Source organism: Mycobacterium sp. IDUB_19 (genome assembly GCF_055419445.1).
The window spans coordinates 127,783-141,422 of the sequence record NZ_JBVAXR010000002.1; the positions used below are offsets into that span (position 1 = coordinate 127,783).

The window sequence follows — 13,640 nt, forward strand, 5'->3', positions numbered from 1 at the left end:
GAACAGGCGCACGGCGACTACGGTTGTGCTAGACGGTGTTATGACCGTCCCTGAAGCTCTTTCCGAGAGGACCGCGCAATGTCCGAGAAGTCTGCCGAGAAAAACCAAGCCGATTTCTGGTTCGACCCGCTGTGCCCGTGGTGCTGGATCACGTCGCGCTGGATCCTCGAAGTCGAAAAGGTTCGCGACATCGAGGTGAACTTCCACGTTATGAGCCTGGCGATACTCAACGAGAACCGCGAAGACCTGCCCGAGCAGTACCGCGAGAACATGAAGCGGGCGTGGGGGCCGGTGCGGGTGGCGATCGCCGCCGAGCAGGCCCACGGCGCCGAGGTGCTGGCCCCGCTGTACACCGCGATGGGCACCCGTATCCACAACGAGGGCAACAAGGACCTCGACGAGGTCATCAAGCTGTCGCTGGCCGACGCGGGTCTGCCCGCGGAACTGGCCCAGGCCGCAACCAGCACCGACTACGACGAGGCGCTACGCAAGAGCCACCACGCCGGCATGGACGCGGTCGGCGACGACGTCGGCACACCGACCATCCACGTCAACGGGGTGGCGTTCTTCGGCCCCGTGCTCTCGAAGATCCCGCGCGGCGAGGAGGCCGGCAAGCTGTGGGACGCCTCGGTGACCTTCGCCGCCTACCCGCACTTCTTCGAGCTCAAGCGGAGCCGGACCGAGGCGCCCGAGTTCGACTAGGTCTGCCGTTAGGCCGTCGTGCACAATGACGGTCATGCGCGTCTACCTGGGTTCTGACCACGCTGGATTCGAGCTCAAGCAAGCGATCACCGACCACCTCGAGAAAGCCGGGCACGAGCCGATCGACTGCGGCGCGTTCACCTATGACGCCGAGGACGACTACCCGGCGTTTTGCATTGACGCCGCAAGGCGCACGGTGGCCGACCCGGACAGCTTGGGCATCGTCATCGGGGGATCGGGCAACGGCGAGCAGATCGCGGCCAACAAGGTTCCGGGCGCTCGCTGCGCGTTGGCGTGGAGCGTCGAAACCGCATCGCTGGCGCGTCAGCACAACAACGCACAGTTGATCGGCATTGGTGGCCGGATGCACACCGTGGCCGAAGCGCTGAGCTTCGTCGACGCCTTTCTCACCACGCCATGGTCCAAAGCGCAGCGCCACCAACGACGTATCGACATACTCGACGAGTACGAGCGCACCCATCAGGCCCCGCCGGTGCCCGGCGCGCAGGCTTAAGGACTCCGTTGCCCGAAGGGCACACGCTGCACCGGCTGGCCCGGCTGCACCAGCGGCGATTCGGCGGTGCGCCGGTCGCCGTGTCCAGCCCGCAAGGTCGCTTCGCCGGTGCGGCGGCCGCAGTCGACGGCCAGGTGCTGCGTAAGTCCAGCGCCTGGGGCAAGCATCTTTTCCATCACTACGCCGGCGGCTCGATCGTGCACGTACATCTCGGTCTCTACGGCACTTTCACCGAATGGGAGCACCCCCCGCTTCCGGAACCGGTCGGGCAGGTGCGGATGCGGATGGTCGGCGCCGGGTACGGAACCGACCTGCGCGGCCCGACGGTGTGCGAGGTGATCGACGAGGCTCAGGTCAGCGACGTCGTGGCCAGGCTCGGTCCCGACCCGTTGCGCAGCGATGCCGACCCGGCGTGGGCGTGGGCTCGAATCACGAAGTCCCGCAGGCCTATTGGCGCCTTACTGATGGACCAGACGATTATCGCCGGCGTGGGCAATGTCTACCGCAGCGAGTTGTTGTTCCGCCACCGTATCGACCCGTACCGGCCCGGTCGGGCGGTCGGCGAGGCGGAGTTCGATGCCGCATGGACCGACCTGGTGGCGCTGATGAAGGTCGGACTGCGGCGCGGCAAGATCGTCGTGGTGGCACCCGAGCACGATCACGGTCTGCCGTCCTACCGCCCGGACCGGCCGCGCACCTATGTGTACCGGCGCGCCGGTGAGCCGTGCCGGGTGTGTGGCGGCGCGATCCGCACGGCAGTGTTGGAGGGCCGCAACGTGTTCTGGTGCCCGACCTGCCAGAAGTGACTCGCGCCCTGCCGGTCAGGAGACGTCGACGCCCAGCACGGCGTAGACCTCGTTGCTCAGCGCCAGGCTGCGGGGGTCCGCGTTGGACTTGGTGGCGTCGAAGCGATTCGCCACGTAGGCGTAGCCGATGCGGTGCTCCAGGTCGACGAATCCGAACGAGCCGCCCAGCCCGCCGTGGCCGAAGATCCGCGGGTTGGGGCCGTTGATACAACGCTGGTTGAGCATGTAGCCCAGCCCCCAGCCGTGGTCGGCCACCCGGGGGCCGAGCACCAGGTCGGGCTCGAAGCCGCCCTGCGACACCCGGATCAGGTCCATGTGCTCGCGGCTGAGCAGCTTCTCTTGGGCGAGCGCGTTGTAGAAGGTCGCCAGGCCCAAGGCGGACACCTGACCGTTGGTGCCGGGGAACTCGAGCCGGCGCCACAGGTCGAGGTCGTACGAGCTGACCTCGTCATCCGGGGCGAAGCCCATCGCGACCGCGAGCCCTGCCTTGGGGTGGTCGTCCAAGCTGGTTGGGTCGCTGGGGATGTGCGTCAGCAGGTCGCGCATGTGCGGCTTGTTCACCCGTTCGGCGCAGCGGAGCTGGTCGGCGTCGGTCAAGCCGATGTGGACGTCGGCGCCCAGTGGTTCGGCGATCTCGGTGCGCAGGTACTGGCCGATCGTGCGGCCCGTCACCCGGCGAAAGACCTCGCCGACGATAAAGCCGAAGGTGGTCATGTGATAGCCCTGGGCGGTGCCCGGCTCCCACCAGGGTTCGGCGATTGTCAGTTGCTCGCAGACGTAGTCCCAGTTGGTGACCTGTTGCCAACTCATCGGGGTGCGTGGCCCGATAACGCCGGACCGGTGGCTCATCACCATGGCCAGCGTGATGTCTTCCTTGCCGGCCTGCCCGAATTCGGGCCAGTAGCGCTTGATCGGGGCGTGCAGGTCCACCTCACCGCGATCGGCGAGTTGATGGAGACAGGTGGCCGAAAGCCCTTTGGTGCCGGACAGCACGGTGGTCAAGGTGCTTTGCCGCCAGGGTCGAGTGGCGTCCGCGTCGGCCCAGCCACCCCAGAGGTTGACGACGAGGTCCCCGTCGACCCATACGGCCACGGCCGCGCCCGTCTCGTTGAGCTGGGCAAAGTTACGCGCGAACGCGTCGCGCACTCCGATGAAGTCCGCCGTGCATGAGCCTTTAATGTCCACGTCTGTTTTCAGGTCGCTCATGGCGCCTTTCTGTGGAGCACTACTTACCCCGAGCGGGCGACGGGAATCGAACCCGCGTAGCTAGTTTGGAAGACTAGGGCTCTACCATTGAGCTACGCCCGCATGCATTAGTCGAGCGAGACTTTATCTGGCGGCGAAGATCAAATCTAATCGAAGCGGATTTGTGACGGCTTTGTGAGGTCTTGAGGTCGTTTCGAAGCCGGAGTGGTCGGGCCGTAGGATCGCGAGGTCAGCGCGGGGTGTAGCGCAGCTTGGTAGCGCATCCGCTTTGGGAGCGGAAGGCCGCAGGTTCAAATCCTGTCACCCCGACCAGCACCGCGCCGCAACCCGGCTGGTTCGCAAGGCCACCGAAACCATAGAACGAGGAGCACACCCGTGAAGAGCAGCGTCGAGCAGTTGAGCCCCACCCGGGTGCGCATCAACGTGGAGGTGCCTTTCACCGAACTCGAGCCTGACTTCCAGCGTGCCTACAAGGAGCTGGCCAAGCAGGTCCGGATGCCCGGATTCCGTCCCGGCAAGGTGCCGATGAAGTTGCTGGAGGCCCGCTTCGGCCGGGAGGAGATGCTCGACCAGGTCGTCAGCGAGGCGCTGCCCACCAGGTATGGACAAGCGGTCAGCGAGACCGAAGTACACCCGATCGGCCGGCCCGAAATCGAGGTGACCAAGAAGGAGTACGGCGAGGACCTCGCATTCACCGCCGAGGTCGACGTCCGCCCCACGATCACCCTGCCCGACCTCAGCGCGCTGAAGGTGTCGGTGGACCCGATCGAGGTCGGCGACGACGACGTCGATGCCGAGCTGCAGTCCTTGCGTGCCCGGTTCGGCACCCTGACCGGAGTCGATCGTCCGGTGGCCGACGGCGACTTCGTGTCGATCGACTTGTCGGCGACCATCGACGGTGTGGAGATCCCGAACGCCGCCGCGCAGGGGCTATCGCATGAGGTTGGCTCCGGCCGGCTCATCGAGGGTCTCGACGATGCGCTCGTCGGCCTGTCCGTCGACGAGTCCAAGGAATTCACCACCAAGCTGGCGACCGGCGAACACGCCGGCCAAGATGCGCAGGTCACCGTAACCGTCAAGACGATCAAGCAACGCGAACTGCCGGAACCCGATGACGAATTCGCGCAATTGGCAAGCGAATTCGACACCATCGACGAATTGCGCAGCAACCTGCGCGACCAGGTGGGCAACCTCAAGCGCGCCGAGCAAGCGGGCAAGATCCAGGAAGCCGCGATGGCCGCTCTGCTCGAGCAGGTCGACGTGCCGCTGCCGGAGGGCATCGTCCAGGAGCAATTCGACAGCGCCGTCCACGGCGCCATCGACAGCGTCAACCACGACGAAGCCAAGTTCGAAGAGGTGCTGGCCCAGCAGGGCAAGACGCGCGAGGAGTTCGAAACCGAGACGCGCAGCGCGGTAGAGAAGGACGTCCAACGGCAGCTGTTGTTCGACGCGCTGGCCGACGAACTGGAGGTCCAGGTCGGCCAGGACGACCTGACCGAGCGGCTGGTGGCGACGTCGCGGCAATACGGCATCGAGCCGCAGCAGCTCTTCGCCTACCTGCAGGAAAACAATCAGCTTCCGGCCATGTTCGCCGACGTGCGGCGCGGTCTGGCGATCGCCGCGGTGGTCTCGAAGGCGACGGTCACCGATACCGACGGCAACACCATCGACACGAGCGAGTTCTTCCCGGACCGCTCGAAGGATGACGCCGCTGCCGAGGATTCGGACGACGGCGACGACGCGGCCGATGAGTCCGGCGAGGGATGACCCAGCCGTGAAGCTGTCAGCGAACGCGCCCGTTTCAGGGGTGCGTGGCCGCGAAACCGCGGGCTGGGTTGGTTAGTGTCGTGAGTACAGATCTGAAAGAAAGCAGGTAACCCGGTCGTGACTGACATGCGTTCGAACTCGGTGGGTCTCAACCTCACGGACTCCGTTTATGAGCGCTTGCTCTCCGAGCGCATCATCTTTCTGGGCTCGGAGGTGAACGACGAGGTCGCCAACCGGTTGTGCGCGCAGATTCTGCTGCTCGCCGCCGAGGACGGTGACAAGGACATCAACCTCTACATCAACTCCCCGGGCGGATCGATCAGCGCGGGGATGGCGATCTACGACACGATGGTGCTGGCGCCCTGCGACATCGCCACCTACGCGATGGGCATGGCCGCCTCGATGGGTGAGTTCCTGTTGGCGGCGGGCACCAAGGGCAAGCGCTACGCGCTGCCGCACGCCCGCGTCCTGATGCACCAGCCACTAGGCGGGGTGACCGGCAGCGCGGCCGACATCGCCATCCAGGCCGAGCAGTTCCACGTCATTAAGAAGGAAATGTTCCGGCTCAACGCGGAGTTCACCGGCCAGTCGATCGAGCGCATCGAGGCCGACTCCGACCGCGACCGCTGGTTCACTGCGCCAGAGGCCCTGGACTACGGCTTCGTCGACCACATCATCACCCGCGCCGCCCACATCACCAATGGAGAAGCCCGATGAACCGCGAAACCCAACCCCAGGCGCGCTACATCCTGCCGTCGTTCATCGAGCACTCCAGCTTCGGCGTCAAGGAATCCAACCCCTACAACAAGCTTTTCGAGGAACGCATCATCTTCCTCGGCGTCCAGGTTGACGACGCGTCCGCCAACGACATCATGGCCCAGCTGTTGGTGCTGGAGTCGCTGGATCCCGACCGCGACATCACCATGTACATCAACTCCCCGGGTGGCGGGTTCACCTCACTGATGGCCATCTACGACACGATGCAGTACGTGCGGGCTGACATTCAGACGGTGTGTCTCGGCCAGGCCGCCTCGGCCGCGGCGGTGCTGCTGGCCGCCGGCACGCCGGGCAAGCGGATGGCGCTGCCCAACGCGCGCGTGCTGATCCACCAGCCTTCCCTGTCCGGCGTGATCCAGGGCCAGTTCTCCGACCTGGAGATCCAGGCCGCCGAGATCGAGCGGATGCGCACGCTGATGGAGACGACGCTGGCCCACCACACCGGCAAGGACGCCGCGACGATCCGCAAGGACACCGACCGGGACAAGATCCTGACCGCGGAAGAGGCCAAGGGTTACGGGATCATCGACACCGTTCTGGAGTACCGGAAGCTTTCGGCCCAGACCGCCTAAGGGCTTTCGGCGACGGCCGCCAGCGCGTTTCCAACTCGGTGGCCAGGCCGCCGTCGCTGATCAGCACGGATTCGGCGGGCCCGAAAATTCCCACAGCCAATCCCACACAGCCCCTGTAGGGTGGTGGCCTGGCCACCAGCCCGTATGGCGAAACCGGCGTCGGTCGGGTTACGACCGCGACACGCCAAAGACACGGAAAGCGCGTCTCAGCCAGCGACTGGGGGTGTTCGGCTATATGTTTTCGGACAGGCATGAATACCACCGACGCGATTCGGCGCTAATGGTCGCGGCGGCCGCGATCCAGCGGGTAGCGTCGGGGGGACTACATGCGGCACGTTAAGGCGTACGGCGAACAGGAAGTAGGCACTTAGGCACATGGCACGCATCGGAGACGGCGGTGATCTGCTGAAGTGCTCGTTCTGCGGAAAGAGTCAGAAGCAGGTCAAGAAACTCATTGCGGGCCCGGGTGTCTACATCTGCGATGAGTGCATTGATCTTTGTAACGAGATCATCGAAGAGGAGCTTGCTGACGCCGACGACGTCAAGCTTGACGAACTGCCCAAGCCCGCTGAGATCCGGGAGTTCCTGGAGGGATACGTCATCGGGCAGGACACCGCCAAGCGGACGCTGGCGGTCGCGGTCTACAACCACTACAAGCGGATTCAGGCCGGCGAGAAGAGCCGTGACTCCCGGTATGAACCGGTCGAGCTGACCAAGTCCAACATTCTGATGCTCGGCCCCACCGGCTGCGGCAAGACCTACCTGGCCCAGACCCTGGCCAAGATGCTCAACGTGCCGTTCGCCATCGCGGACGCCACCGCACTGACCGAGGCCGGTTATGTCGGTGAGGACGTCGAGAACATTCTGCTCAAGCTGATCCAGGCCGCCGACTACGACGTGAAGCGCGCCGAGACCGGCATCATCTACATCGACGAGGTCGACAAGATCGCCCGTAAGAGCGAGAACCCGTCGATCACTCGCGACGTCTCCGGTGAGGGCGTGCAGCAGGCCCTGCTGAAAATCCTGGAGGGCACTCAGGCTTCGGTTCCTCCGCAGGGCGGTCGCAAGCACCCGCACCAAGAGTTCATCCAGATCGACACCACCAACGTGTTGTTCATCGTCGCGGGTGCGTTCGCCGGGCTGGAGAAGATCATCTACGAGCGCGTCGGCAAGCGCGGCCTGGGCTTCGGTGCCGAGGTGCGCTCGAAGGCTGAGATCGACACGACGGATCACTTCGCCGATGTGATGCCCGAGGATCTGATCAAGTTCGGCCTGATCCCCGAGTTCATCGGCCGGCTCCCGGTCGTTGCTTCGGTCACCAACCTGGACATGGATTCTTTGGTGAAGATCCTGTCCGAGCCGAAGAACGCTCTGGTCAAGCAGTACACCCGCCTGTTCGAGATGGACGGCGTCGAGCTGGAGTTCACCGACGACGCGCTCGAGGCGATCGCCGACCAGGCGATCCACCGCGGCACCGGTGCACGTGGCTTGCGCGCCATCATGGAAGAGGTCCTGCTGCCGGTGATGTACGACATCCCCAGCCGCGACGACGTCGCCAAGGTGGTCGTGACCAAGGAGACGGTGCAGGACAACGTGCTGCCGACGATCGTGCCGCGCAAGCCGTCGCGTAGCGAGCGCCGCGACAAGAGCGCGTAAGCCGGCACCCTGCACGGTCGGGTATGTGTCGTAGGTGCTCGCGGATGACGATCGTTTGCAGCATGCGAATCTGTCTCACGACAGCGTGACCAATACCACAGTTTTGTGTCGTACTCATCAGTAGGACGCGTTGATCTCGTGTTTTGCCTAAGCTATTGGTAAGTACGCGCGGCCGGAGACGTCCTTCTGAACCGAAAACGAGTGCAATAATTGGTACTACCAGTCTCATACAAACGTGTGGGCCTGGGACTCCCTTTGACGGCGCGTAACCTGAAGCTTCGGCAGAGTGCCTGTCCGGTTAACAAATGGAAGGCGGAGACGTGGATCCGAACGGCAGCGGAGCCGGGTCAGATTCCCATCGCGGCTCGTCGGACCGTAAGCGTCTGGAACAGGTCGTCATCCGATTCGCCGGCGACTCCGGTGACGGTATGCAGCTCACCGGTGACCGATTCACCTCGGAGGCCGCGCTCTTCGGCAACGACCTCGCGACTCAGCCGAACTATCCCGCCGAGATCCGTGCCCCCGCAGGCACATTGCCCGGAGTCTCGTCCTTCCAGATTCAAATCGCCGACTACGACATCCTGACCGCCGGCGACCGGCCCGACGTGCTCGTCGCGATGAACCCGGCCGCGTTGAAGGCCAACATCGACGACCTGCCCCGCGGCGGAATGGTGATCGCGAATTCCGACGAATTCACCAAACGCAACCTGACGAAGGTGGGTTACGTAGCAAACCCGCTGGAGACCGACGAGCTGACCGATTATGTTGTGCATTCCGTTGCGATGACCACGCTGACGCTCGGCGCCGTCGAGACGATCGGCGCGTCCAAGAAAGACGGTCAGCGGGCCAAGAACATGTTCGCGCTGGGTCTGTTGTCGTGGATGTACGGGCGACCGATCCAGACCAGCGAGACCTTCATCCGGGAGAAGTTCGCCCGCAAGCCCGACATCGCTGAGGCCAACGTGCTCGCCCTCAAAGCGGGGTGGAACTACGGCGAAACCACCGAGGCTTTCGGCACCACCTATGAGGTCTCCCGGGCGACCTTGCCCACCGGCGAATACCGCCAGATCTCCGGCAACACCGCGCTGGCTTACGGCATCGTGGCCGCCGGTCAGCTCGCCGGCATTCAGGTCTTGCTCGGCAGCTATCCGATCACGCCGGCCTCGGACATCCTGCACGAGCTGTCCAAACACAAGAACTTCAATGTGATCACCTTCCAGGCCGAGGACGAGATCGGCGGCATCTGCGCCGCGATCGGCGCCTCCTACGGCGGCGCGCTGGGCGTCACCAGCACCTCCGGGCCGGGTATCTCGCTGAAGTCCGAAGCGCTCGGCCTGGCCGTGATGACCGAACTGCCGCTGCTGGTTATCGACGTGCAACGGGGCGGGCCGTCGACCGGTTTGCCCACCAAGACCGAGCAGGCCGACCTGCTGCAGGCGCTGTTCGGCCGCAATGGAGAGTCGCCGGTGGCGGTGCTGGCGCCGCGGTCGCCGTCGGACTGCTTTGAAACCGCTCTCGAGGCGGTGCGCATCGCGGTGTCGTACCACACGCCGGTGATCCTGTTGTCCGACGGCGCAATTGCCAACGGCTCGGAGCCGTGGCAGATCCCGGACGTCGGTTCGCTGCAGCCGATCACACACGCCTTCGCCAAGCCAGACGAGCCCTTCCAGCCCTATGCGCGCGACCCGGAGACGCTGGCCCGCCAGTTCGCCGTGCCGGGCACGCCCGGGCTGGAACACCGGATCGGCGGCCTGGAAGCCGCGAACGGCTCGGGTGCCATCTCTTACGAGCCGGTCAACCACGACCTGATGGTCCGGATACGCCAGGCCAAGATTGACGGCATCACGGTGCCCGACCTGGAAGTCGACGATCCGACCGGGGATGCCGAGCTGCTGCTGATCGGCTGGGGCAGCTCGTACGGCCCGATCGGTGAGGCCTGCCGGCGTGCGCGGCGCAAGGGCATCAAGGTCGCCCATGCCCACCTGCGTTATCTCAATCCCTTCCCCGCCAACCTCGGCGACGTGTTACGGCGTTACCCGAAGGTGGTGGCACCGGAGATGAACCTGGGTCAGTTGGCGATGCTGCTGCGCGCCAAGTACCTGGTTGACGTGCAATCGGTCACCAAGGTGCACGGTCTTGCCTTCCTCGCCGACGAGGTGGGACGGGTCATCCGCGCCGCACTGGCCGGGACACTGGCCGAAATCGAGCAAGACAAAGCGATGGTCGCCAGAATGGCGGCAGCAACGGTTGGAGCTAACGCATGACAAGCGGGATCGCTGGCGACCTGACGGGCACAGACCTCGGCTTGACTCCGAGGCTGAAGAAAAACGACGGCGTGCCCACCACGGATCAGCCACAGAAGGGCAAGGACTTCACCAGTGACCAAGAGGTCCGCTGGTGCCCGGGTTGCGGCGACTACGTCATCCTCAACACCATCCGCAACTTCCTGCCCGACCTCGGGCTGCGTCGCGAGAACATCGTGTTCATCAGCGGTATCGGCTGCTCCAGCCGGTTCCCCTATTACCTGGAGACCTACGGGTTCCACTCGATCCACGGGCGTGCGCCGGCGATCGCGACCGGCCTGGCGCTGTCCCGCGAGGACCTGTCGGTCTGGGTGGTCACCGGTGACGGCGACGCCTTGTCGATCGGCGGCAACCACCTGATCCACGCGTTGCGCCGCAACGTCAACATCACGATCCTGTTGTTCAACAACCGGATCTACGGGCTGACCAAGGGCCAGTACTCGCCGACGTCAGAGGTCGGCAAGGTCACCAAGTCGACGCCGATGGGTTCGCTGGATCACCCGTTCAACCCGGTATCGCTCGCGCTGGGCGCCGAGGCGACCTTCGTCGGTCGCGCGCTGGACTCCGACCGCGCCGGGCTGACCGAGGTGTTGCGCGGTGCCGCCGAGCACCGTGGCGCCGCGGTGGTCGAAATCCTGCAGGACTGCCCGATTTTCAACGACGGCTCGTTCGACGCGCTGCGCAAAGAGGGCGCCGAGGACCACGTGATCAACGTCCGTGACGGCGACCCGATTGTGTTCGGCGCCAACGGCGAATACTGCGTGGTGAAGTCCGGCTTCAGCCTCGAAGTCGCCAAGACCGCCGACGTTTCAGTCGAGGAGATCGTCAAGCACGACGCGCACGCCGACGACCCGGCCTACGCGTTTGCGCTGTCGCGGCTGTCGGATCAAAACCTCGATCACACCGTGCTGGGTATCTTCCGGGACATCGCCCGGCCCACATACGACGACGCCGCCCGCGCTCAGGTCGCCGCGGCCCGGGCCGCAACTCCGTTCGACGCGGCCGCGCTGCAGTCACTTTTGCGCGGGCGTGACACCTGGACCGTCGACTAAGGGGCTGGCGTTCGTGTCCGATGCAGTGTCATTGGCCGCAATAGTGCTCGCCGGAGGCGAATCGCGGCGTATGGGCCGCGACAAGGCCACCTTGCCGGGTCCTGGAGGAGTAGGCACGCTGGTCGAATATGTCGTCGGCGTCGTCGCTGCGCGTTGCGAACCGGTATTCGTCGTCGCCGCCCCGGGCCAACCGCTGCCCCAGCTGGAGGCGCGCGTCATCCGCGACGAGATACAGGGACTGGGACCGTTGCCCGCGACCGGGCGAGGTCTGCGTGCGGCCGCGGAAGCGGGCGCACAGTACGCGTTCGTCTGCGCGGTCGACATGCCGCTGCTGGCAGCCGAATTGATCGACGAGCTGATGCAGCTCGCCATCAAGACCGACGCCGAAGTGGTGTTGCCGTGGGATGGGCGCAGCCACTACCTGGCCGCGGTGTACCGCACCGATCTGGCCGAGCGGATCGACGCGCTGGTGGCCGCCGGTGAGCGCAAAATGAGCGCCCTGATCGATGCTTCCGACGCCCAGCAGATCGTGCTGCCGGACTCGCGTGCGTTGACCAACGTCAACACCGACTCCGAGTTCCGCGCCCTGGTGCAGCCCGGAGCCTGAAAGGCCATCGGCGACTTTCGCCGCCCTTTGAATTAGTTCTTCCGGTCCTTGCATTTTCTCGGTTTACACACTCCGCTTATTTTCGGGACTCGTTAGCCGATTGTTTATTCATTTTCGTTATTTGCTGTTGTCGATCGTCCGGTCATTGCGAGCTCACTGCGAATAATTTCGGACTGAGGCGACCGTTGTGGTCTGGATTTCGTTGGGGCAGAGGGGATTTCGAGCGCCTGACGGGCGGGTGCCGGCCTCGCGGGTGGGTGATGCCGCCGTGCGACCCATTGAACTGGCTATGGAAATTTCCTCAGCAAATTGTTTTGCGCAAATGTGGGTGGGGCGGCGTACGCGGTCGTGTCGGTGGGGGTGGGTCGTGTCGCACGGCGGCCCAGTGGGGTTCTTCAGCGCGTGAATCCGGCTAAAGCCTTTGAAGCACTGTGTAACTCGCTCGAAACGTTGGCCGGGACATGTTTACACGATGCTAACGAGTTCAGCTCGGACATCCATGGTCGATGTGGCCGAATGATGTTGCTGCTAGGCATGTTTGGGCTGGTAGTCATAGGTGTATTGCGGTCGATCCGGCCGCAGGTGAACCGATCGAGAAACCGGCTTGTCGTGCGGGCGATCGGTTCCGAGCGGGCCTTGACGAAAGTCAACCGGACGGGCATTTAGCTGCATGGCAAATGCGTGGCCCAGCTCACAAAATGTGCGTGATTCGAGTCACGATTGTGTCTTGATCTTGACCTGTGAGTTTACAAAGAAAAGGCGCGGTTGACCTGCAAGAATATTTCGCCGCTCGCACCGTGATCTGCTCGTTATTGTTCCGAGATATCGGCGTGTCGGATATGACGTGAGCGCGCCAGTCTCGTACGGTGCCTTTTAGCCCGAAAGGGGTTAATAAAATTTAATCCACGGACCCGTGTGTGAGCGGGGCTGCGGGTGGCGATGGTCATCCGGCAGCCAGCGGCTTTTGACCCGCTGGGCAGATCATGCCCTCGCTGCCGTGCCGAAACGAGACGGCACGTCCCAGAGCACCCATTTCCACATCACGAAGTACCTAAACCCACCTCGGTGGGTTTGCTTTGGCGCGCGCGCACCGCGAAAGGAACACATTGAACAACGTCCGTAAGACGCTCATCCTCGCTGCGATCACGGGATCGCTGGTGACGCTTCCGTCCGCCAGCGCCAGCGCGGAAGTGCCCCCGCCGCCTCCGGCTCCCGACGCGCCCGCGGCGCCTGCGGGCTTCGACCCGAACGTTCCGCCGCCGCCTCCGGGGCCGGACGCCCCGCCGCCTGCACCGGTGGGCTTTGACCCCAACGTTCCGCCGCCGCCTCCGGGGCCGGACGCCCCGCCGCCGCCCGCTCCGGTGGGCTTTGACCCCAACGTCCCGCCGCCTCCGCCCGTTAGGGCGTACAGCGTGAACTGGGATGCCATCGCGCAGTGCGAATCGGGTGGCAACTGGGGCATCAGCACCGGGAACGGGTTCTCCGGCGGTCTGCAGTTCACCCCGAGCACCTGGCGTTCCAACGGCGGGTCGGGTTCCCCGAACGGCGCGAGCCGTGAGGAGCAGATCCGGGTGGCCGAGAACGTGCTGCACTCGCAGGGCATCGGTGCTTGGCCGGTGTGCGGTCGGCGTGGCTGACCAACGGGCGGCCTTGCTGCCGTAGCTGACACAGAAAATGC

At 64.6% G+C, this 13,640-nt stretch carries 12 protein-coding genes and 2 tRNA genes; 12 read left to right on the forward strand and 2 right to left on the reverse strand.

What is annotated here, in order from left to right:
* The first annotated feature begins 78 nt into the window (after positions 1-78).
* Genes ACZY0B_RS03060 through ACZY0B_RS03070 form a run of 3 tightly spaced genes read left to right on the forward strand, consistent with a single transcriptional unit; the run spans position 79 to position 2,022 of the window.
* Complete coding sequence (locus tag ACZY0B_RS03060) at positions 79-702, forward strand: Rv2466c family mycothiol-dependent reductase (protein ID WP_463762505.1); 624 nt, start codon at positions 79-81, stop codon at positions 700-702.
* A gap of 34 nt (positions 703-736) precedes the next feature.
* A complete protein-coding gene (locus ACZY0B_RS03065) occupies positions 737-1,216 on the forward strand; it encodes a ribose-5-phosphate isomerase (RefSeq protein WP_463762506.1) in 480 nt (159 codons plus the stop codon).
* Positions 1,217-1,224: 8 nt separating this feature from the next.
* Positions 1,225-2,022 (forward strand): Fpg/Nei family DNA glycosylase, encoded by a 798-nt coding sequence (locus tag ACZY0B_RS03070; RefSeq protein WP_463762507.1) that lies wholly within the window; start codon positions 1,225-1,227, stop codon positions 2,020-2,022.
* Between the two features lie 15 nt (positions 2,023-2,037).
* Here ACZY0B_RS03070 and ACZY0B_RS03075 read toward each other — a convergent pair whose 3' ends face one another.
* Both ACZY0B_RS03075 and ACZY0B_RS03080 read right to left on the reverse strand, forming a co-directional pair.
* On the reverse strand, positions 2,038-3,228 hold the full coding sequence (locus ACZY0B_RS03075; RefSeq protein WP_463762508.1) for a serine hydrolase domain-containing protein: 1,191 nt from the start codon (positions 3,226-3,228) through the stop codon (positions 2,038-2,040).
* Positions 3,229-3,259: 31 nt separating this feature from the next.
* Positions 3,260-3,330 (reverse strand) — tRNA-Gly (locus ACZY0B_RS03080).
* 133 nt (positions 3,331-3,463) lie between these two features.
* Here ACZY0B_RS03080 and ACZY0B_RS03085 point away from each other — a divergent pair.
* The 9 genes from ACZY0B_RS03085 (at position 3,464) to ACZY0B_RS03125 (ending at position 13,599) form a co-directional block, all read left to right on the forward strand.
* Positions 3,464-3,540 (forward strand) — tRNA-Pro (locus ACZY0B_RS03085).
* A 63-nt stretch (positions 3,541-3,603) separates the two neighbouring features.
* On the forward strand, positions 3,604-4,995 hold the full coding sequence (tig, locus tag ACZY0B_RS03090; RefSeq protein WP_463762509.1) for a trigger factor: 1,392 nt from the start codon (positions 3,604-3,606) through the stop codon (positions 4,993-4,995).
* A 126-nt stretch (positions 4,996-5,121) separates the two neighbouring features.
* On the forward strand, positions 5,122-5,712 hold the full coding sequence (locus ACZY0B_RS03095; RefSeq protein WP_463762639.1) for an ATP-dependent Clp protease proteolytic subunit: 591 nt from the start codon (positions 5,122-5,124) through the stop codon (positions 5,710-5,712).
* Entirely contained in the window at positions 5,709-6,344 is a 636-nt protein-coding gene (clpP2, locus tag ACZY0B_RS03100) for an ATP-dependent CLP protease proteolytic subunit ClpP2 (protein ID WP_463762510.1), read from the forward strand. The genes ACZY0B_RS03095 and clpP2 overlap by 4 nt, the downstream gene beginning before the upstream one ends.
* 375 nt (positions 6,345-6,719) lie before the next feature.
* Entirely contained in the window at positions 6,720-8,000 is a 1,281-nt protein-coding gene (gene clpX / locus ACZY0B_RS03105; RefSeq protein WP_463762511.1) for an ATP-dependent Clp protease ATP-binding subunit ClpX, read from the forward strand.
* Positions 8,001-8,320: 320 nt separating this feature from the next.
* Positions 8,321-10,264: a 2-oxoacid:acceptor oxidoreductase subunit alpha gene (locus ACZY0B_RS03110; RefSeq protein ID WP_463762512.1), complete on the forward strand. Its 1,944-nt coding sequence runs from the start codon at positions 8,321-8,323 to the stop codon at positions 10,262-10,264.
* Positions 10,261-11,355 (forward strand): 2-oxoacid:ferredoxin oxidoreductase subunit beta, encoded by a 1,095-nt coding sequence (locus ACZY0B_RS03115; RefSeq protein ID WP_463762513.1) that lies wholly within the window; start codon positions 10,261-10,263, stop codon positions 11,353-11,355. The genes ACZY0B_RS03110 and ACZY0B_RS03115 overlap by 4 nt, the downstream gene beginning before the upstream one ends.
* Before the next feature lie 13 nt (positions 11,356-11,368).
* Positions 11,369-11,962: a molybdenum cofactor guanylyltransferase gene (gene mobA / locus ACZY0B_RS03120; RefSeq protein ID WP_463762514.1), complete on the forward strand. Its 594-nt coding sequence runs from the start codon at positions 11,369-11,371 to the stop codon at positions 11,960-11,962.
* A gap of 1,106 nt (positions 11,963-13,068) precedes the next feature.
* Positions 13,069-13,599, forward strand: coding sequence for a transglycosylase family protein (locus tag ACZY0B_RS03125; protein ID WP_463762515.1), 531 nt, complete (start codon positions 13,069-13,071; stop codon positions 13,597-13,599).
* The last annotated feature ends 41 nt before the right edge of the window (positions 13,600-13,640 follow it).

What these genes read in the sequence shown, in the direction of transcription:
- ACZY0B_RS03060 (WP_463762505.1), top strand. Translation starts at nt 79, where the DNA reads ATGTCCGAGAAGTCTGCCGAGAAAAACCAAGCCGATTTCTGGTTCGAC.
- ACZY0B_RS03065 (WP_463762506.1), top strand. Translation starts at nt 737, where the DNA reads ATGCGCGTCTACCTGGGTTCTGACCACGCTGGATTCGAGCTCAAGCAA.
- ACZY0B_RS03075 (WP_463762508.1), bottom strand. Translation starts at nt 3,228, where the DNA reads ATGAGCGACCTGAAAACAGACGTGGACATTAAAGGCTCATGCACGGCG.
- ACZY0B_RS03095 (WP_463762639.1), top strand. Translation starts at nt 5,122, where the DNA reads ATGCGTTCGAACTCGGTGGGTCTCAACCTCACGGACTCCGTTTATGAG.
- clpP2 (WP_463762510.1), top strand. Translation starts at nt 5,709, where the DNA reads ATGAACCGCGAAACCCAACCCCAGGCGCGCTACATCCTGCCGTCGTTC.
- clpX (WP_463762511.1), top strand. Translation starts at nt 6,720, where the DNA reads ATGGCACGCATCGGAGACGGCGGTGATCTGCTGAAGTGCTCGTTCTGC.
- ACZY0B_RS03115 (WP_463762513.1), top strand. Translation starts at nt 10,261, where the DNA reads ATGACAAGCGGGATCGCTGGCGACCTGACGGGCACAGACCTCGGCTTG.